Raw genomic sequence first — 18,508 nt, 5'->3', positions numbered from 1 at the left:
ACCCGATGCACTGAAACGGACGCCACCCGAAACCGCCAAGAACGTTCCAGTGCCCCGATTCTGGCATCGCCGACGCGTATCAAGGGCTGACCGCTAGCGGCAATCTTTGCGTTCCTGCCAACTTCAAAAGTCCACTGTGCCGCTAGCGGAGCAGTGGGCCGGCCCGAACGTTGTGTGGCGGTTCTGCCGTTCCGGCCTACGGTGGAAGTGTTGTTACACAGACTAATTGAGCCGTTTAGAAGGGCTATTGTTCATGTTTACCGATTCCCGCGAAGACCGGCTCGCGCGCCGCGTCGCTGACCTGTACTCCACCGACATCCAGTTCGTCGATGCCCGCCCCATCGAGGCACTGAGCGCGGCGATCGAGCAGCCCGGGCTCCGGCTGCCGCGGATCATGAGCACCGTGATGGGGGCCTATGCGGAGCGGCCTGCGGTTGGAGAACGCGGTGTCAACCTCACTACGGATCCGGCGACCGGCCGCACTTCTCTTGAGCTTCTGCCCTGTTTCCAGACCATCACGTACCGCGAATTGTGGGATCGCGTCGGCGCGGTCGCCAGCGGATTGACCCAAGGCCCGGGGCCGGTCCAGCCAGGCGACCGAGCCTGTGTGCTTGGGTTCGCGAGTGCGGACTACGCGACCATCGACATGGCGTTGGTGCTGTTGGGCGCGGTGTCCGTGCCGCTGCAGACTAGAGCGCCAGTCAGCCAGCTTCGGCCCATCGTCACAGAGACCGAACCTCGCGTATTCGGTTCGAGCATTGGCGATCTCGCCAACGCCGTCGAACTGGTGTTGACGGGCTACACACCTGCGCGACTGGTTGTGTTCGACTACCACCCCGACGTGGACGACCAGCGTGAAGCGTTCGATGCCGCCAAGACGCGGTTGGCCGAAGCGGGCAGCCCGGTGTTGGTGGAGACCCTGGCCGCACTGCTCGACCGCGGGGCGTCGCTGCCTGCAGCGCCGGAGTTCGTTCCCGACGACGATGAAGACCCGTTAACGTTGCTGATATACACCTCGGGCAGCACCGGCGCGCCGAAGGGTGCGATGTACCCGGAACGATTGGTCGCGAATTTCTGGCGCAGGTCGCGTTGGAACTGGGGGTCGAGCGTCGAGCCGTTGATCACGCTGAGTTTCATGCCGATGAGCCACGTGATGGGTCGGGGCATCCTGTACGGAACGCTGGGACAGGGCGGCACCGCCTATTTCACAGCAAGGAGTGATCTTTCGACGTTGTTCGAGGACCTCGCGCTGGTGCGGCCCACCGAACTCAATTTCGTGCCGCGGATCTGGGACATGCTGTTCACCGAGTTCCAGAGTGAGGTGGACCGACGGTCCGTCGACGGCGTCGATCGTGCGGTACTCGAAGCCGATGTGATGGCGGAGCAGGCGCAGAACCTGCTCGGCGGACGGTTCGTTTCGGCAATGACGGGCTCGGCACCGATCTCCGCCGAGAACAAGGAGTTCGTCGAAGCGCTGCTCGACCTCCATCTCGTCGAGGGTTACGGCTCGACCGAGGCCGGGATCATCTACATCGACGGCCAGGTGCGTCGCCCGGCGGTGATCGACTACAAGCTGGTCGACGTGCCCGATCTGGGTTACTTCCACACCGACCAGCCGTTTCCGCGCGGCGAGCTGCTGGTCAAGACGCAGGACTTGTTTCCCGGCTACTACAAGCGGCCGGAAGTCACCGCTGACGTGTTCGATCCCGACGGCTACTACCGCACCGGCGACGTGGTGGCCGAGGTCGATCCCGATCAGCTCGTCTATCTGGATCGGCGCAACAACGTGCTCAAGCTCTCGCAGGGCGAGTTCGTCACCGTGTCGAAGTTGGAGGCGGTGTTCGGTGACAGCCCGCTGGTCCGCCAGATCTACGTCTACGGCAACAGCGCCCGCTCCTACGTGCTCGCCGTCGTCGTGCCGACCGACGACACTTTGAACCGAACCGGCGGGGACGTGGAATCGCTGAAGTCGGCGATCAGCGAGTCGCTGCAGAACATTGCAAAGGACGTCGGACTGCAGTCCTACGAGATACCCCGCGACTTCATCATCGAGACAACGCCATTCACCTTGGAGAACGGCCTACTGACCGGCATCCGCAAGCTGGCACGGCCAAAACTGAAGGTGCACTATGGCGATCGACTGGAGCAGCTCTACACCGAGCTGGCAGACAGTCAGGCGAACGAGTTGCGCGCGCTGCGTCAGAATGGTGCCGACCGGCCGGTGCTGGAGACCGTCATCCGCGCCGCTGGTGCGGTTCTCGGTGCTGCGGCAAGTGATCTGGAGCCAGACGCTCATTTCAGTGACCTCGGCGGAGATTCGTTGTCGGCGTTGACATTCGGCAATCTGCTGCGTGAGATCTTCGACATCGACGTGCCCGTAGGCGTCATTGTCAGCCCGGCAAGCGACCTGCGGTCCATCGCCGGCTACATCGAGGCCGAGCGGCGACCCGGTGCCAAGAGGCCGACGTTCGCCTCGGTGCACGATCGCTCAAACAAACCCATCACCGAAGTGCTTGCCAGTGATCTCACTCTGGACAAGTTCATCGACGCGAAGACTCTTGCCGCCGCCTCGACCCTGCCGTCGCCAAGCGCCGAAGTGCGGACTGTCCTGCTGACCGGAGCGACCGGATTTCTCGGACGCTACCTGGCTTTGGAATGGCTGGAGCGGATGAATCTCGTCGGTGGCAAGCTGATCTGCCTTGTGCGTGCCAAGGACGACGTCGCCGCCCGCGATCGACTCGACAAAACCTTCGACAGCGGTGATCCAGAATTGCTGCGCCATTACCGGGAACTGGCCGCCGGCCATCTCGAGGTCATCGCCGGCGACAAGGGCGAGGAAAACCTCGGCCTGGATCAGCAGACATGGCAGCGGCTGGCCGACATCGTCGACTTGATCGTCGACCCCGCGGCGCTTGTCAACCACGTACTGCCGTACAGCGAGCTGTTCGGCCCGAACGCACTGGGTACTGCCGAGCTGATTCGCATCGCGCTGACGACCAAACAGAAGCCCTACACATACGTGTCAACGATCGGAGTAGGCGACCAGATCGAACCGTCCTCGTTCACCGAGGACGCCGACGTCCGGGTCATGAGCCCGACCCGCGCCATCAACGAGGGCTATGCCAATGGCTACGGCAACAGCAAGTGGGCAGGCGAGGTGCTGCTGCGCGAGGCGAATGATCTGTGCGGCCTGCCGGTCGCCGTCTTCCGGTGCGACATGATCCTGGCCGACACCGCGTATGCGGGTCAGCTCAACGTGCCGGACATGTTCACCCGCTTGTTGCTGAGCGTCGTCGCCACCGGCATCGGGCCCGGCTCATTCTACGAACTCGACGCGGACGGTAACCGGCAGCGCGCGCATTTCGACGGACTGCCCGTGGGTTTCATCGCCGACGCGATCTCAACCCTAGGCGCGCAGGTGGTGGACGGGTACGAGACCTACCACGTGATGAATCCGTACGACGACGGCATCGGGCTCGACGAGTACGTCGACTGGCTGACGGACGCGGGTTACCCGATCCAACGCATTTCGGGCTACGACGCCTGGCTGCAACGGTTCGACACGGCACTGCGCGCACTACCGGACAAGCAACGCCAGGCCTCACTGCTGCCGCTGCTGCACAATTATCAGCGACCGGAGAAGCCTATCCGCGGGTCGATGGCGCCCACCGATCGCTTCCGCGCAGCGGTGCAGGACGCGAAAATTGGCCCGGACAAGGATATCCCGCACGTCACGGCGCCGATGATCGTCAAGTACATCACCGATCTGCAGCTGCTCGGGCTGTTATAGGGCCACGGGCAGAACGCTGTCACCGGGCACGAGCAGTCCGAACGGGGGCTGCTCTCCGACCCGCCAGGTGCCGTCCTGCAAGCTTCGACCCGCCGCGCGAGCCCTGTGTAGGGCACGCCGCGCCACCGACAGCTGTTGAGTCTCCCAGCCCTTCAGCCGATCCGGGATGTACGGTGCACTGGTGCCCTGCAGCGCGGTGCCGAGCTGCCACGCATCGTCGGCCGCCTTCGCGGTGCCCACACCGACGTGTGGCCGCAGCGCGAACGCCGCATCGCCGATCAGACAGCTCCGCCCGAACGCCATCCGCGGCACCTCGATGTCGACAATCACCTGGATGAATGGCTCGGCGGTTCGTTGGATGACCTCGGCCAGCGGCGCGGGCAGGTCCGCCGCCGACGAATGGAGTTGTTCAATGTGGCGGGTCTGGACCGATCCGGCAGGCACGGTCAACTCTGCCCTGACACCGTTGCGGTCGGTCAGCAGGTCGGTGAGACGGTCTCCGGGCGCGATGTTCTGATACCAGAGCCAGTTGAACAGCACAGAGCCACTCGGGCCGGGAATCGGGTAGGCCAACAGGTGACCGCGAGAGAGGATCCGGTAGGTGTACGCATCGAGCAGGATGCTCGCCGAACGGCCGCTGAGTTGGCCAATGTCGACGGTGCCGCGCCAGGCCAGGTAGCCCGCGTAGCGAGGCTGGGCGTCGGGGACCATGATTCGGCGTGCCGTCGACCGAATACCATCGGCGCACACCACGAGATCGGCGGCCAGTGTCTGACCGTCGGTCAATGACACTGTCGCGGCATCGCCCCGGTTATCCAGGCGCGCAAGCTCACTCGACAGGTGGTAGTGGTCGGTGCCGAAGGCGTCCAGCAGACCTCGATACAATTCGACGTACGAGGCGAACCGGTAGGCGCAGGGTTGCTCGTCGATGATCGCGCCGTCCGCATCGAGATACTGAAGCCTGCGGGCGGGCATGCCAATGTCGGCAATCGATTTGCCTGCCCGCTCCACAAGATAGCGAACCGTGCTCGGGTGCGCGACGATTCCGGTCCCGCGCCCCTCCAACGGATTAGAACTACGTTCCAGAACGTCGACGTCCCAGCCCTGGTCTCGGAGAATCAAGGCCGCGGTGAGTCCGCCTAGAGACCCTCCGATCACAATGGCCCGCGTCATGCGGCGCCTTCACCGGCGAGAACTGTCGACGCGAACGGGGAAGGAGGGACCGTGGTCATAGGTCTCAGGATCGCCGCTGTGCGGCCAGCTGTCGTTGGCGCTGGCCGCCAACGTTGTGGGCGTCCGCGCTACCCGCGTCATACCCACTAGCCGGGGAAATCAGCGACCGCCCAACCAGATTGCGCGAGAGGCAGTCCCGCCGCGCGTAGGCTTTCGGTATGCAGCCCCGTGCAGATCTCTACCTCGACCGTGCGCGCGCGGACTCATTTGGTGCCGCGGCGCGAGTCTACGACGCACATAGGCCGCGTTACCCCGATCAGCTCATTGATGACCTTCTGATGCAGAGACCTCAAGCGGTGCTCGATGTTGGCGCTGGTACCGGGATCGTTTCCGAGCAACTCGTCGCGAAGGGAGCCAATGTTCTTGCAGTTGAGCCAGATCCGCGCATGGCTGAAGTCGCGAGGGACAAGGGAATTCGCGTCGAGATCGGCACGTTCGAGAACTGGGACCCCGCGGAGCGCCGCTTCGACCTCGTCGTGTTCGGGTCGTCCTTTCATTGGGTCAATCCCGATATTGCGTTGCCGAAGGTTCATCGACTGTTGACCAGCGGTGGACGTCTTGCATTGATGTGGAATCGGCTGTCCCCAACACATCCCACTCACAGCGACCTCGCGGAGATATACCGGGACTACATGGATCCGGGCTCATCCGTGTTCGGCGGCTCGCCGAAGGATCGCGTCGACACCGACCGTCGCACCGGGCGGATGATCGCCTCAATCACGGCTTCCGGATTCACAGTTGAGGAGCGTACGTACCCGCGAGACGCCCACTACTCCACGCAGCAGTGGCTTGACTTCGCATTCACCCATTCGAACCACCTTGTCCTCGCCGCCGGAAAGGCTTCGGAGCTTCGAGCCCGGCTGGCTGAGCGCATCGGTCCACGAGGCGTCTCGGTGAGCGGAGATGCCCTTTTGATGTTCGCAACGCGCTCATAGGACATTGCGATCGATGCATGGCAATGGTGCCGCGTGCTACCAGGTAGCAGGTAGTTGTCGACGCTGAGCGCCCGGAAACGCCGATGGCGGCTGGCCATAATGACATCCGCCTTCGCAACCTCCATTCTCAAATTGGTACGAGTCACACATCGAAGTGAGACCCGTCGGTAGCGCAGATGTCCGTCAGCCGAATCGGACCGGAGCGCGACGTGCGGATCCGCAAGAGCGAACACACGTTCCACGTGAAAGTCGTTGTGCTGAGGAGGATCATGACCGGAATCGTCGTCCTCATCTTCATGGGGTTCCTCGTCTACGGCATCTGGCGGACCGTCACCAAATCAGCATCCAATGAAAGGCTCAAGTGCTCCGTGTGCGGCACCACCAGGCGGGCACTCCACTGGATGAGAAGCTGGGAGGACTGGTACTGCTGGCCGTGCAAGGAACAATGCATCCAGGCCATTCTGAACACCCTCATCTCATGACGCTGATCGCTGACCGCTGGAAGCTAGCAGGTGGTCACAGATTCCGGCTGGCGTGCTCGATTTGCCAATGTTGCAGTTTCACAATCGAGTAAGTGAACGCTCTCAGCTCGCGCCGCAAGGTGATCATCCTGATCTCATGCTGCCTGAGTCTGCTGATCGTGTCGATGGACGCGACCATCGTCAACGTCGCGATCCCTTCGATCCGAACGGAGTTGCATGCGTCGGCTTCTGAGCTGCAATGGGTGATCGACGTCTATACGCTTGTGCTGGCCTCATTGCTGCTGTTGTCCGGGGCCACCGCCGACCGATTTGGCCGCCGGCGCGTCTTCCAGATCGGGTTGACGATTTTCGCCGTCGGATCGCTGTTGTGCAGCCTGGCGCCCGACATCCACACCCTGATCGCGGCCCGACTGCTGCAAGGAATCGGCGGCTCGATGCTGAATCCTGTTGCGCTGTCGATCATCAGTCAGGTGTTTGTCGGCCGGGTGGAACGCGCCCGGGCGATCGGTATCTGGGGGGCCGTGATGGGCATCGCGATGGCGCTCGGCCCGATGCTGGGTGGCGCACTGATCGAGCTCGGTGACTGGCGCGCGGTGTTCTGGATCAACTTGCCGATCTGCGCGGCCGCGATCCTGCTCACCGCGATCTTCGTGCCCGAGTCGCGGTCGACCACAATGCGAGACGTCGACCCGATCGGCCAAGCGCTGGCAGTGGCGTTCCTCTTCTCCGTCGTTTTCGTCCTCATCCAGGGACGAGAGATGGGCGGAAGCGCCGCTCCGTCCGTCGCGATATGGACCGTCGCCGTGTTGGCACTGTTGGGATTCCTCCGCTACGAATCCCGGCGCAACGATCCGTTCATTGATCTGCGGTTCTTCCACAGCATCCCGTTCGCGTCGGCGACGGTGATCGCGGTGTGCGCATATGCAGCCTATGGCGCCTTCCTGTTCATGATGTCGTTGTACCTACAGGGTGCGCGGCACTACTCGGCGTTCCACTCCGGCTTGATGTATTTACCGGTTTCTGTTGCAGCTCTGACTCTGTCGCCGTTGTCGGGTCGGTTGGTCGGCCGCTTCGGCACTCGGCCATCTCTGGTCGCGGCCGGAATCATGATCACCGCGGCGACGATGATGCTGGCCCGTCTCACCGTCACCGCTCCGGTGTGGACAGTGGTGGCGATCTTTGCGGTGTTCGGTGCGGGCTTCGCGATGGCGAACGCACCGATCACGACGACGGCGGTCAGCGGCATGCCGACGGATCGTGCAGGAGCGGCCTCGGCGGTGGCGTCGACCAGCCGTCAGGTCGGCGTCAGTATCGGTGTGGCGCTTTGCGGTTCGCTTGCCGGGGCGGCTCTGACCGCAAGCACTGCCCAGTACACCGCCGACGCCAGGCCGTTGTGGCTGATGTGCGCAATGCTGGGGCTCGTAATTACCACACTGGCCATATGGTCGACATCGCGACCCGCGATTCGTTCGGCCGTGCGGCTCGCACCGCTCATCGCGGGGACCGCAGGAAGACAGGAGAACGCGTATGGCGCGTAATCGGTTGGCCATCCTGCATCCCGGCGCCATGGGCGCGGCCGTAGCCGCGTGCCTGATCGGTCGCGGCCACGAAGTCGGCTGGTTGCGCACCGGCCGTAGCGAAGCGACATTGCGCCGCGCCGAGCAGTCCGGATTGACTCCGTTCGACGACGTTGCCGAGCTGCAGGCCAACACCGACGTTGTGTTCTCGAATTGCCCGCCGCACGGGGCGCTCGACGTGGCCCAACAGTTGACGGGCTTCCGGGGAATCGTGTTGGACGCCAACGCCATCAGCCCCGAGGCGTCGGCGCTGAAGATGACGTACGCGGCCTGGACCAAGACCACCGCGGCGTGGTTGGTCTCGATTCGAAGACCGCTGCCGCCTACGGAGTCGAAGACGACCTGGTAAACGAATGGGCGACAAGCCAACCCCATCTTGCAGGCGCGTGGCTGCACGCCCGGCAGCAGAGCCACGAGAAGGGCTGGCGGTGGGCCTACGAGCTCACCGAAGTCGGTAGAACCTTCGCGGCCGTAGGGCAACCCGAAGGCTTCGGCGCCGCGGCCAGCGAGGTCTTCGCGACGTCATCGGCGCCATGAAGATCCACCGGTCACGACGACACGGCGCAACTGCCGCGGTCGGCTCGTACCGGACCCGAAGCGGTGGGCCGGATGTCGAAGTCGAAGATCGCGGTAGGCAGATACAGCGAGCAGCACGCGTTCGGAATGTCGACCACGCCGCTGACCCGGCCTTCGATCGGCGCCGCTCCGAGTAGGAGATACGCCTGCGCACCGGAGTAGCCGAACTTCTCCAGATAGGCGACGGCGTTGAGACAGGCATTGCGATACGCCATCGTCGCGTCGTTGTAGAGCTGCGTGTCGCTGCCGTGGTCAACCCCGATGCCGATGAACGTGACGAATTCGGAGTAGCGCGGTTCGACGTTGCCGGGCATCAGGATCGGGTTGGTCGTCACCGCGTAGGTTTCCATCCCGCCTTTGATCAGGTCGACGTGGAAGTCGATGAAGCCGCCCATTTCGATGGCCCCGCAGAACGTGATCTCGCCGTCGCCCTGGCTGAAATGCAGGTCGCCCCCGGAGAACAGGGCACCGGGCACGTGGACGGGATAGAACACTCGTGAACCACGGGTGAAGTTCTTGATGTCGTGGTTGCCACCATTCTCGCGGGCGGGAACCGTGCGAGCACCGTCGCGCGCGATCGCGCCGAGGGTGTCACCAGTTGCGGTGCCGCCCAGCGTGTTTTCCTCCAGCGGCGGCAACGCCAACGCCGGGACGCGCTCAGGATCGGTGTCGATCAGCGCCCGTTCCCTGGTGTTCCAGCGTGCCAGCAGCTCGGGCGACGGTGCGGTGCCGAACAATCCGGGATGCGTGATGCCCGTGAACTCGACACCGGGAATATGGCGCGAGGTGCACTTCTGACCGGCGAAATCCCAAATCGCCTTGTACGCATCGGGGAAGCGGTCGGTCAGGAAGCCGCCGCCGTTGGCCTTCGCGAAGATCCCGGTGTAGCCCCAACCCTGACCGGGGACATCGCCGACTTCCTGGGGCACCGGACCGAGGTCGAGGATGTCGACGACGAGGAGGTCACCCGGCTCGGCACCCTCGACGTAGATCGGTCCGGACAGCATGTGGGCGTGGGTCAGGTCGACGTCGCGAACGTCGTTGGCGGAGTCGTTGTTGCCGATCTGGCCGTCGGTCCACTCGCGGCACTCAACCCGGATCGACTGGCCAGGGCGAACGGTGGCAGCGGGCGGGATGGCGGGGTGCCACCGGTTATGGCCGGGTACGGCCTGATCGCGCATCGAGTGGGCCTGGTCGACGGAGAAGACGACGTCTGGCACGAGGACCTCCAGTGTTAGGGGCGGGGCAGCCGGGCGTGGCGGGGATCGGTAGTGATCGGGGTGGTTCGCCGCGAACGGCCCGGCACGGACGAAACAACCTGTGGCGCATCGGCGCTTCGGGCATCGGCGTCGAGCGCGCGGCGAAGGCCGGGGTCCAGCGCACGCAACGCGGGTGCTCGGAACACCCGCGAAGATGTCTCGCCGCAGGCGGGGCAGGGCGCGGTAGTCGCGGCCTCTGCCATCGGACGCACGAGATCGAAACCGCCGCAACAGCGGCACCGGTAGCCGTACGTGGGCAAACGAACCTCCGTCACTCGACGCTGGACGCTTTCAAGAATTGCGGTCCGGCGTCCCGATATCGTCAATGCTGGCCCCAATCCCGACTTTCCGCCACCTGGAATCTCAGCACTCGCTGTAGTCGGAGGCACACATCTCGTTTCGCGGTTTGGCGGATCGGTCATCATCGGGCGAGCCATCGCTCGGCATTCGCGCGGATCGAGCGTTCCAAGTCACTGCCGCGGGTAGCGAAAACGTGGTCGACGCTAAATCCACTGACGACCAACACGTACGCCAGCGCCGCGTACTCCCGTGGGAAGGAGCGCGCCAGTGCGGTGTCAATCTCGACAGGACCATAGGGCAACGCGAACATCGAGAAGTCGTAGACCGAGTCGCGACGCGCGATGCGCCAGACACCGCCGCGGCGTTCCACCTGATCGATGAAACGGTTGTGGGTGTTGGCGCCGAGATCGAGTTCGGTGTTCTCTACGACGATCACTGCATTCGTTTCGACCACCGCCCGGTCGCCGGTGAACGTCACAACGGGATCAGCGATGAGATGTTTTGCCCTGAAGGCCGTTCCGCTCATTCGCCGAGAACCCTCGACGAATTCGCGCGCAAGGCCCGAGAACCAGGTGACCTCAATCGTCGCGTCAGGGTGGAATAGCTCGAGAAGTTCCGCCCAGTTGCCACTATCCCGATGAATCCATCCGGTCATGAGGCCCCTGATGGCTTCGATATCTGGCAACCGGGCTGGTGTCGCGACGCCCATATGTCCTCCTCCTACACACCGCACAGACGGTGTGGGGACACCTCGCTAAAGCGTGGCCCTCACCGCGCGCGCCTCGCGAGGTGTTCGCAGTCGGAGATCAGTAAGCACTTGCCTTCCAAGCGAATCCAGCCGCGGTGGGCGAAATCGGCAAGCGCCTTGTTGACCGTCTCCCGGGAGGCGCCGACCAACTGCGCAATCTCTTCCTGCGTCAGCCCGTGTGACACGCGCAGCGCGTCACCCTCCTGCGTGCCGAACCGCTGCGCCAGCCGTAGCAGCAGCTTGGCCAGCCGGCCTGGCACGTCGGTGAAAATCAAATCAGCCAGGTTGTGGTTGGTGCGACGAAGTCGGCGGGCCAGCACTCGCAACATCTTTTCAGCGATTTCGGGACGATCGGCGATCCACGCACGCACAATCTCGCGGTTTATCGACACCGCGCGCACCTCGGTGATGGTGGTGGCGCTCGACGTCCGCGGTCCCGGGTCGAAGACCGACAATTCACCGAACATGTCCGACGGACCCATGATAGTGAGCAGATTCTCGCGGCCGTCCGGCAAACGGCGGCCGATCTTGACCTTCCCCGAAATGACGATGTACAGCCGATCGCCAGGGTCGCCCTCCGTGAACACCGTGTGCCCGCTTCGGAAGTCGACAAGACGCAGGTCTTGCGTTAGTGCGGACACGGCGCTGGGGTCGACCCCCTGGAACATTCCTGCCCTCGCCAGGACCTTGTCCAGGCCAGCGCGGTCGGCTTGCCACTTCGCCCACTCGTCGTCCAGCCGGGAGGCGTGGTGCTCGACGCGTGGCCAAAGGCCGATGTTGATCACTTCCTGGTCGGCAGTCATCTGAATTCTCCGATCAGGCGGGCAGTACCCCGCATCGTGGTCATCAAGTTCTCGGCTGCGACGTTGCAATTGCCACGATTGCGGGCCTGCGAGCACCTGTCGCCACCGCTGGCGCCCATCCACCCTTGCCGCTAGCGGGAAGATGTCACTACCTGCTAGCACCCACGACAGGCGATGCACCGGGCTGAACGCCGGAGTGTATTCGGATATATTGCTCCCCCACCCCCTTGGGTTGGGGTGGGTCAGGTGCCCGCTTTCGGTGCCGTCGGCGGGATCGATGACGCACTCGATGAGAGCGGGACGTCCCGATATGAGCACCCCGTACCTGCCAACGGGAGTGACATCGCTGGCTGACATGGACGCGACTCTGCGCTCGTCGCGAAAAGCCCACTTCTGCAAAGCAACTCACTAGTACGCATCGCGCCTTCCTTCGCGACAGCTGCCCGGATGAAGCGCCCCGGCCACGAGAACGCCGTTCGGATTTCACGCTGGCGGCCAGACAAGGTTCTGGCTAACGGGCGGACTCGAAGTCGTGTCAGCGGTGATGGCTTCCGTTTGGAGGAACGCAATTCTGGAAAATGAACCGCCTCAACCGGCAAGCGAGAGGAACCGATGACGGTCGACAACCATTCTCGCGCACGACTTGAGCCTGTCGCGGTGAAAGTGCCGGAGATAACCGCGTCGTTCTGGGTTCTCAAGCTGCTGACGACCGCGATGGGTGAAGCGGCGTCGGACTATCTGCTTGGCACGATGAGCCTCGTCGGCCTCGGTATCGGCCTAGCAGGTGTCGCACTTGCCCTGTGGGTCCAGTTTCGGATACGTCGGTACAACGCCTTCGCCTACTGGGCGGCGGTGATGATGATCGCCGTGTTCGGCACCATGGCCGCCGACACCCTCCACCACCAGCTCGGGATCTCGTTTGGGGTGTCCACCCTGGTCTGCGCGATTGCGGTCGCGGCGACCTTCCTGGCGTGGTACCGAGTCGAGCACACACTGTCCATACACAGCATCACCACGCAACGCCGCGAGGTGTTCTATTGGCTGACAGTGTCGTTCACGTTTGCCCTCGGAACCGCCGTCGGCGACCTTACCGCAAGCTCACTGCACTTCGGATTCGTCGGATCGATAGCGCTGTTCGCCGTCGTGATGTCCGTTCCGGCTTTGGGCGCTTGGCGTTTTCGCCTCAACAGCGTCATCGCATTCTGGTCGGCTTATATCGTCACCCGGCCGCTCGGTGCCTCCGTTGCGGATTGGTTGAGTAAGCCGGCCAAGTCCGGCGGCCTCGCCTACGGCGACGGTCGGGTCGCCGCCATTCTGCTGGCGTTCGCCCTCATGCTGGTGATCGATGCGGCCGTCAGTCGGCGAGCTCTTACATTCGAACCATGACCGTGCCGTTCTCCTGGAACCTGCCGTACGCCTGGCCGAGGACGCCCGTTCTCGCGCGGAACGTCGTCTGCACATCGCAGCCTCTCGCCGCGCAGGCGGGCCTGGCGATGCTCACCGAAGGCGGTAGCGCGGTCGATGCGGCCCTCGCCGCCGCGATCACACTGACTCTGGTCGAACCAGTGTCGAACGGCATCGGCTCGGACGCATTTGCAATCGTCTGGGACGGAAGGCAATTACACGGATTGAATGCCTCCGGCCGATCACCCGCGGCATGGACGCCGGAATATTTCCAGGGCCGCCCCGTGCCGGCGCGGGGCTGGAACTCCGTGACGGTGCCGGGCGCGGTGTCGGCGTGGGTGGAGCTGCACGCCAAGTTCGGCAAACGTCCGTTCGCACGGATCTTCAAGCCGGCGATCGGCTACGGCCGCGACGGATTCCTCGTCTCGCCGACGATCTCCTCGCAGTGGGCGGCGCAGGTCGGGGAGCTGCGCTCACAGCCCGGCTTCGCCGAGGCGTTCATGCCGGGCGGTCGGGCGCCCTGGCCGGGGGAGCTGTTTCGCCTTCCAGAGCACGCGGCGACACTTGAGAAGATCGCCGCGACGAGCGGCGAAGCGTTCTACCGGGGCGAGCTCGCCGAGACGATGGCGGCACACTCGGCCGCAAACGGTGGGGCCATGATGGCCGCAGACCTCGCCGCGCACCGCGCCGACTGGCTCGACACGATCACCACCGACTACCGGGGCTACACGATTCACGAGCTCCGGCCGAACGGTCAGGGCATCGTGGCATTGATTGCGCTGGGCATCCTCGAGCACTTCGACATGGCCTCGCTCCCAGTGGATTCGGCCGACAGCGTGCACCTGCAGATCGAGGCACTGAAGCTCGCGTTTGTCGATGCGCTTGCCCACGTCGCCGACGTCGATCACATGCAGGTTCAGCCGGGACAACTCCTTGACAAGGAATACCTGAAGCAGCGCTCGACGCTGATCGACCGAACCCAGGCGAAAAGAGTGACAGCCGGGACTCCCCCCAAGGGCGGCACCGTATACCTCGCCGCAGCCGACGCTTCCGGGATGATGGTTTCGATGATCCAGTCCAACTACATGGGCTTCGGTTCGGGAGTGGTGGTGCCCGGCACCGGGATATCGCTGCAGAACCGCGGCACAGGCTTTGTCACGACACCCGGGCACCCAAATCTGGTCGGCCCCAACAAACGTCCGTACCACACCATCATCCCGGGGTTCATGACCAAGGACGGCGTGCCCGTGATGAGCTTCGGCGTGATGGGCGGAACCATGCAACCACAGGGACATCTGCAAGTCGTGGTGCGCATCGCCGACTACGGCCAAAACCCGCAGGCAGCATGCGACGGCCCACGCTTCCGCTGGGTGCAGGGCATGCAAGTAAGCGTCGAGGACGGCTTCCCGCCTGCGACGCTGGAGGAGCTGCGTCGTCGGGGCCACGAGATCGTCACCGTCGATGATTACCACCAATTCGGCAGCTGCCAGGCGATCTGGCGGCTCGATGACGGTTACCTCGCGGCGAGCGATCCGCGCCGCGACGGCCAGGCCGCAGGCTTCTGATAGGCCGTGGTGCGCTGACCCAACCGGAATTCCATCTCATCATTGCCAGCTGCGGGCCTTGCTTATTGAAATCGCGATAAAGCCTTGCCATTTCACCGCTCCGGGGTAGCAGCCGCGTTAGCCGCCGTGCAGATTGAAGCTAGCCACCATGACATTGGGCCCGCGAAGCACGAAGATCAGTCTCGCGTCTCGGCTGGACGGTCAAACACCGGCGCGATGACCGGCTGGGACTCGGAGGAGGGGCATCCGTGAGGAACGACAAGATTCCTGTTGCGGGCGACCTGCTCGGGCAGGGTGAGCCTGGGCGCCCCGCGGTGGGGCGCGGCCCGAACGCCGGTGGTGAGTTCTCCCAAGAGGATTACCACCATCCCTCGGCGGGCTGGGGCGCGGCGCGCAGCGTGGCCAAGGTGCTGGCGCAGAGCCGGGAGGTGGTTGCCGGCACCCGGGCGATCCAGCTGATGAACCACGAGAACGGCGGCTTCGATTGCCCCGGGTGCGCATGGCCGGATGACACCAAGGGTCTGCATCTGGATATCTGCGAGAACGGGATCAAGCACGTCACCTGGGAGATGACCCGCAAGCGGGTCGACCGCGATTTCTTTGCCCGCCACACGGTTACTGAGTTGTCGGCGTGGACGGACTTCGCGCTCGAAGACCAAGGCCGACTCACCGAACCAATGGCATATGACGTGGAGTCGGACAACTATGTGCCGATCTCGTGGCCGGAGGCATTCGAGCTGGTGGGCTCCACGCTGCGGAGACTGGACAGCCCGCATCAGGCGTCGTTCTACACGTCGGGTCGGCTCAGCAACGAGGCGACGTTTCTCTACCAGCTGTGGGTGCGGGAGTTCGGAACCAACAACCTGCCTGATTGCTCGAACATGTGCCACGAGGCCAGCGGCCGAGCGATGACCGCGTCGCTGGGCACGGGTAAGGGCACCTGCGACCTGGACGACTGGGACAAGGCCGACCTGCTGATCGTGATGGGAGTCAACGCCGCATCCAACGCGCCGAGGATGCTGACGTCACTCGCTGAAGCCCATCGCCGTGGCGCGCAGGTCGTGCACATCAACCCACTGATCGAGGCGGCCAGTCGCCGCACGATCGTGCCGCACGAGATCCTCGCAATGGCTACCTTCCACGCCACCAAGACCGGCACCATGAACGTTCAGCCGCGCATCGGCGGAGACCTGGCTTTGCTTCGCGGCGTCGCCAAGGTTGTACTCGAGCGCGCCCAGACCGACCTCAAGGCCATTGACCGCGAGTTCGTGGCGCGGTATACAACAGGTTTCGAGACCTACCGGTTGCTCGTCGAGGCGACGGGCTGGCAGGAAATCGTGCACCAGTCGGGTGTCGACGAAGCGACGATCCGACGATTGGCCGAGGTCTACCTGGGTGCGGATCGGACCGTGGTGGCCTGGTGTCTGGGGTTGACCCAGCAGGAACACGGAGTCGACACCGTGCGCGAGATCGTGAATCTCCTTCTGCTGCGCGGCAATATCGGCCGTGAAGGGGCCGGCCCGTCACCGGTACGGGGCCACAGCAACGTCCAGGGCAACCGCACCTGCGGCATCGATCACCGGCCGTCCAAGCAGCTGCTGGACCGGCTCGAAGAGGTGTGCTCGATCACCCCGCCGCGCGAGCACGGACTGGACACTGTCGACACCATCCAGGCGATGCTCGCCGGTGACGTGAAGGTGTTCGTCAGCATGGGCGGTAACTTCGCGCTGGCCACCCCGGACACCGAAGCGACGTTCGCAGCGCTGCGCAACTGCGAGCTCACCGTCCAGGTCAGCACCAAACTCAACCGCAGCCATCTGGTCCACGGCCGCAAGGCGCTGATCCTCCCCTGCCTCGGGCGCACCGAGAAAGATATTCAGCAGACCGGCGAACAGGGCGTCACCGTCGAGGACTCGATGAGCATGGTGCACTTGTCATTTGGGATGAAGAAGCCGGCCTCCCGTCAGTTGAAGTCCGAGTGCGCGATCCTGGCCGGTATGGCTCGGGCTACCCTGCCGACCTCCGCCACACCGTGGGCGTCCTACATCGAGGACTACGACCGGATCCGCGACATCATGGCCAAGGTGTTCGACGGCTTCGAGGACTTCAACCGCCGCGTCCGACTACCCCTGGGATTCCGGATCCGGCAGCCGGCGCGCGAACGGGTCTTCCTCACCGCGTCCGGATCGGCGGAGTTCTCGTCCGCACCGATGCCTGATGCGGTGCCGCCGCCGGGACGGTTGACGCTGAGCACCGTTCGGTCCCACGACCAATGGAACACCACCATTTACTCCGATGACGACCGCTATCGCGGCCTGAAGAACCTGCGCACCGCGCTGTTCATGAACGCCGACGACATGCGTGAACGCGGACTCGGTGAGTTCGACCCCATTGACATCACCAGCTTCGCCCGCGACGGCAGCACCCGCACGGTATACGGCTACCGCGCCGTCGCTTATGACACCCCGCGCGGCAACGCATTCGGTTACATGCCCGAGTTGAACGTGCTGTGTGCGATCGCAGACCACAGCGAGCAGAGCGGACAACCGTTGACCAAGCAACTCATCGTCGAAGTCAGCCCCGCGACGGCGGGCCCGACCACCGATCCAACGGATGCACCGGCCGCCCGCCGGTTCTGATTATCGGCCGCCGCAATCGGGGCGGCGAGGATCGCCACCGCGGCAGCTTCCGCTCCGAAAAGCGTTGTGTTGCAGGGTATTTCGCGAAATCATCGGCGGTCGGAGAACCGAATGTCCAGGCTGCGCAGATATGTCTGCAGCCCTGCATCCTGCACCGGAATGAGATGCGCCGGTGCACCGGACTCGTTGAAATGCGCATGCCACAGTCCTGGTGGCGTGACGAACGCGCCCCCCGGCTCCCAGTCGACGCGGGTCGGATTGACAATGTCGCCCCGCTGGTCCAACCGGCTGCCCAGCAGCGTATAGCAACCGGGCTCTGCGTCGAGGATCAGATCGAGCGCGACCGACTGGTGGCGGTGCGGGCGCTGCACCTGATCCGGTGGCAGCAGGCCGAACATCGCCCACAGCACGTGGGTGATGGTCAGCGTCTGTTCCTGTTCAGCGTTGGCCAGCAGGACGCTGACCCGGCTCTTGTCGTTTGCCCCTGGGCGCGATGCGATCTCGTCAAGTCGGTCCACCGCGTCCTCGCGCCGGAATTTCGTTGCTTTAAAACGTGGTTCGGCAGCCTCTGCGCCGAGGTGACGAAGCAGCGGCTCGTCGTGCACCCAGTACAGTGCAGCGTCGGAGTGGGCGTAAAAGGTGGTTTGGCTACGGGCGGGCAGAGTCAGGAAATCACCCTTCTCCCACTGCACCAGCCGACCGTTGACCGCCGAGAATCCCCGGCCGCTGATCACGTAATACAGCTGTGAGGTGGCATTCGGATCGGTGGCGATGTGCTCACCGGCACGGATTCGCACGAAATGCGCCACCAAAGCCGGGCTGGTCGCTGGTCCATGAGCGATTCCCAGTTCATGCGACAAGTCCAACGGAATGATCTGAGTGGGTCCGTCGGAATACAACTCGCGGCTAAATGCCCTGACGGGAATCTTCGAAGTGTGACCGGATCCGATCGGGTTCGCGGCCTTGGAGTACTCGAAGTACCGCGCATCCTCGGCCCAGTCCTCGAAGCGCCCTTCGAACCCGTACTCGGCAACATTTGTCATCGGCGCAGGAATCGTCGGGTTCAACGCATCCTCATCAAGTTCGCCGCGGACGAGATCTGTTGTCACTATTCCTCGTTTCTTTGGGCGCCTCTGTTCAGCGCAACTCGACCCCATCTCAGCATTGCGCTCGACTGCTAGAACTACATCGGCGCCA

At 63.9% G+C, this 18,508-nt stretch carries 15 protein-coding genes; 9 read left to right on the top strand and 6 right to left on the bottom strand.

Going from position 1 to position 18,508, the window contains the following annotated elements; genetic code table 11:
- Positions 1-253 precede the first annotated feature (253 nt).
- Complete coding sequence (car, locus tag MYCSM_RS03025; RefSeq protein ID WP_015304658.1) at positions 254-3,790, top strand: carboxylic acid reductase; 3,537 nt, start codon at positions 254-256, stop codon at positions 3,788-3,790.
- Here the strand turns inward: car and MYCSM_RS03020 are convergent.
- Positions 3,785-4,963: an FAD binding domain-containing protein gene (locus tag MYCSM_RS03020; protein WP_015304657.1), complete on the bottom strand. Its 1,179-nt coding sequence runs from the start codon at positions 4,961-4,963 to the stop codon at positions 3,785-3,787. The genes car and MYCSM_RS03020 overlap by 6 nt on opposite strands.
- Positions 4,964-5,181: 218 nt before the next feature.
- Between MYCSM_RS03020 and MYCSM_RS03015 the strand changes: the two genes are divergently transcribed.
- From MYCSM_RS03015 to MYCSM_RS37690, 5 genes are all read left to right on the top strand, one after another.
- Positions 5,182-5,958 carry a class I SAM-dependent methyltransferase gene (locus tag MYCSM_RS03015; RefSeq protein ID WP_015304656.1) on the top strand — a complete coding sequence of 259 codons (777 nt, stop codon included), beginning with the start codon at positions 5,182-5,184 and terminating at the stop codon, positions 5,956-5,958.
- Positions 5,959-6,134: 176 nt separating this feature from the next.
- Positions 6,135-6,440 carry a hypothetical protein gene (locus tag MYCSM_RS03010; RefSeq protein ID WP_015304655.1) on the top strand — a complete coding sequence of 102 codons (306 nt, stop codon included), beginning with the start codon at positions 6,135-6,137 and terminating at the stop codon, positions 6,438-6,440.
- 92 nt (positions 6,441-6,532) lie between these two features.
- Positions 6,533-7,978, top strand: coding sequence for a DHA2 family efflux MFS transporter permease subunit (locus tag MYCSM_RS03005; RefSeq protein ID WP_015304654.1), 1,446 nt, complete (start codon positions 6,533-6,535; stop codon positions 7,976-7,978).
- Positions 7,968-8,366 (top strand): NAD(P)-binding domain-containing protein, encoded by a 399-nt coding sequence (locus tag MYCSM_RS03000; RefSeq protein WP_051073695.1) that lies wholly within the window; start codon positions 7,968-7,970, stop codon positions 8,364-8,366. Before MYCSM_RS03005 ends, MYCSM_RS03000 begins: the two co-directional genes overlap by 11 nt.
- Complete coding sequence (locus MYCSM_RS37690; protein WP_198344988.1) at positions 8,309-8,554, top strand: DUF1932 domain-containing protein; 246 nt, start codon at positions 8,309-8,311, stop codon at positions 8,552-8,554. The genes MYCSM_RS03000 and MYCSM_RS37690 overlap by 58 nt, the downstream gene beginning before the upstream one ends.
- 11 nt (positions 8,555-8,565) lie before the next feature.
- On the opposite strand, the gene fmdA is transcribed toward MYCSM_RS37690, so the two are convergent.
- Genes fmdA through MYCSM_RS02980 form a run of 4 tightly spaced genes read right to left on the bottom strand, consistent with a single transcriptional unit; the run spans position 8,566 to position 11,595 of the window.
- A complete protein-coding gene (fmdA, locus tag MYCSM_RS02995) occupies positions 8,566-9,813 on the bottom strand; it encodes a formamidase (RefSeq protein WP_015304653.1) in 1,248 nt (415 codons plus the stop codon).
- 14 nt (positions 9,814-9,827) lie between these two features.
- On the bottom strand, positions 9,828-10,274 hold the full coding sequence (locus MYCSM_RS38970; protein ID WP_442928510.1) for an FmdB family zinc ribbon protein: 447 nt from the start codon (positions 10,272-10,274) through the stop codon (positions 9,828-9,830).
- Positions 10,274-10,861, bottom strand: coding sequence for a nuclear transport factor 2 family protein (locus MYCSM_RS02985; protein WP_015304651.1), 588 nt, complete (start codon positions 10,859-10,861; stop codon positions 10,274-10,276). Before MYCSM_RS02985 ends, MYCSM_RS38970 begins: the two co-directional genes overlap by 1 nt.
- 59 nt (positions 10,862-10,920) lie before the next feature.
- The gene (locus MYCSM_RS02980; RefSeq protein WP_041313062.1) at positions 10,921-11,595 is read right to left on the bottom strand and encodes a Crp/Fnr family transcriptional regulator; all 675 of its coding nucleotides are present in this window, start codon (positions 11,593-11,595) and stop codon (positions 10,921-10,923) included.
- A 765-nt stretch (positions 11,596-12,360) separates the two neighbouring features.
- Between MYCSM_RS02980 and MYCSM_RS02975 the strand changes: the two genes are divergently transcribed.
- The 3 genes from MYCSM_RS02975 (at position 12,361) to MYCSM_RS02965 (ending at position 17,311) form a co-directional block, all read left to right on the top strand.
- Entirely contained in the window at positions 12,361-13,089 is a 729-nt protein-coding gene (locus MYCSM_RS02975; protein ID WP_232425711.1) for a COG4705 family protein, read from the top strand.
- Positions 13,086-14,672 (top strand): gamma-glutamyltransferase family protein, encoded by a 1,587-nt coding sequence (locus MYCSM_RS02970; RefSeq protein WP_015304648.1) that lies wholly within the window; start codon positions 13,086-13,088, stop codon positions 14,670-14,672. The genes MYCSM_RS02975 and MYCSM_RS02970 overlap by 4 nt, the downstream gene beginning before the upstream one ends.
- A 248-nt stretch (positions 14,673-14,920) precedes the next feature.
- The gene (locus MYCSM_RS02965; protein WP_015304647.1) at positions 14,921-17,311 is read left to right on the top strand and encodes an FdhF/YdeP family oxidoreductase; all 2,391 of its coding nucleotides are present in this window, start codon (positions 14,921-14,923) and stop codon (positions 17,309-17,311) included.
- Positions 17,312-17,400: 89 nt separating this feature from the next.
- Here MYCSM_RS02965 and MYCSM_RS02960 read toward each other — a convergent pair whose 3' ends face one another.
- On the bottom strand, positions 17,401-18,354 hold the full coding sequence (locus MYCSM_RS02960; protein ID WP_051073860.1) for an AraC family ligand binding domain-containing protein: 954 nt from the start codon (positions 18,352-18,354) through the stop codon (positions 17,401-17,403).
- Positions 18,355-18,508: the final 154 nt, after the last annotated feature.

Source organism: Mycobacterium sp. JS623, assembly GCF_000328565.1.
GTDB lineage: Bacteria > Actinomycetota > Actinomycetes > Mycobacteriales > Mycobacteriaceae > Mycobacterium.
This window is presented reverse-complemented; position numbering and strand designations above follow the sequence as displayed.

What these genes read in the sequence shown, in the direction of transcription:
- MYCSM_RS03010 (WP_015304655.1), top strand. Translation starts at nt 6,135, where the DNA reads ATGTCCGTCAGCCGAATCGGACCGGAGCGCGACGTGCGGATCCGCAAG.
- MYCSM_RS02970 (WP_015304648.1), top strand. Translation starts at nt 13,086, where the DNA reads ATGACCGTGCCGTTCTCCTGGAACCTGCCGTACGCCTGGCCGAGGACG.
- MYCSM_RS02960 (WP_051073860.1), bottom strand. Translation starts at nt 18,354, where the DNA reads ATGACAAATGTTGCCGAGTACGGGTTCGAAGGGCGCTTCGAGGACTGG.
- MYCSM_RS03000 (WP_051073695.1), top strand. Translation starts at nt 7,968, where the DNA reads ATGGCGCGTAATCGGTTGGCCATCCTGCATCCCGGCGCCATGGGCGCG.
- MYCSM_RS03020 (WP_015304657.1), bottom strand. Translation starts at nt 4,963, where the DNA reads ATGACGCGGGCCATTGTGATCGGAGGGTCTCTAGGCGGACTCACCGCG.
- MYCSM_RS38970 (WP_442928510.1), bottom strand. Translation starts at nt 10,274, where the DNA reads ATGACCGATCCGCCAAACCGCGAAACGAGATGTGTGCCTCCGACTACA.
- MYCSM_RS03015 (WP_015304656.1), top strand. Translation starts at nt 5,182, where the DNA reads ATGCAGCCCCGTGCAGATCTCTACCTCGACCGTGCGCGCGCGGACTCA.
- MYCSM_RS02985 (WP_015304651.1), bottom strand. Translation starts at nt 10,861, where the DNA reads ATGGGCGTCGCGACACCAGCCCGGTTGCCAGATATCGAAGCCATCAGG.
- car (WP_015304658.1), top strand. Translation starts at nt 254, where the DNA reads ATGTTTACCGATTCCCGCGAAGACCGGCTCGCGCGCCGCGTCGCTGAC.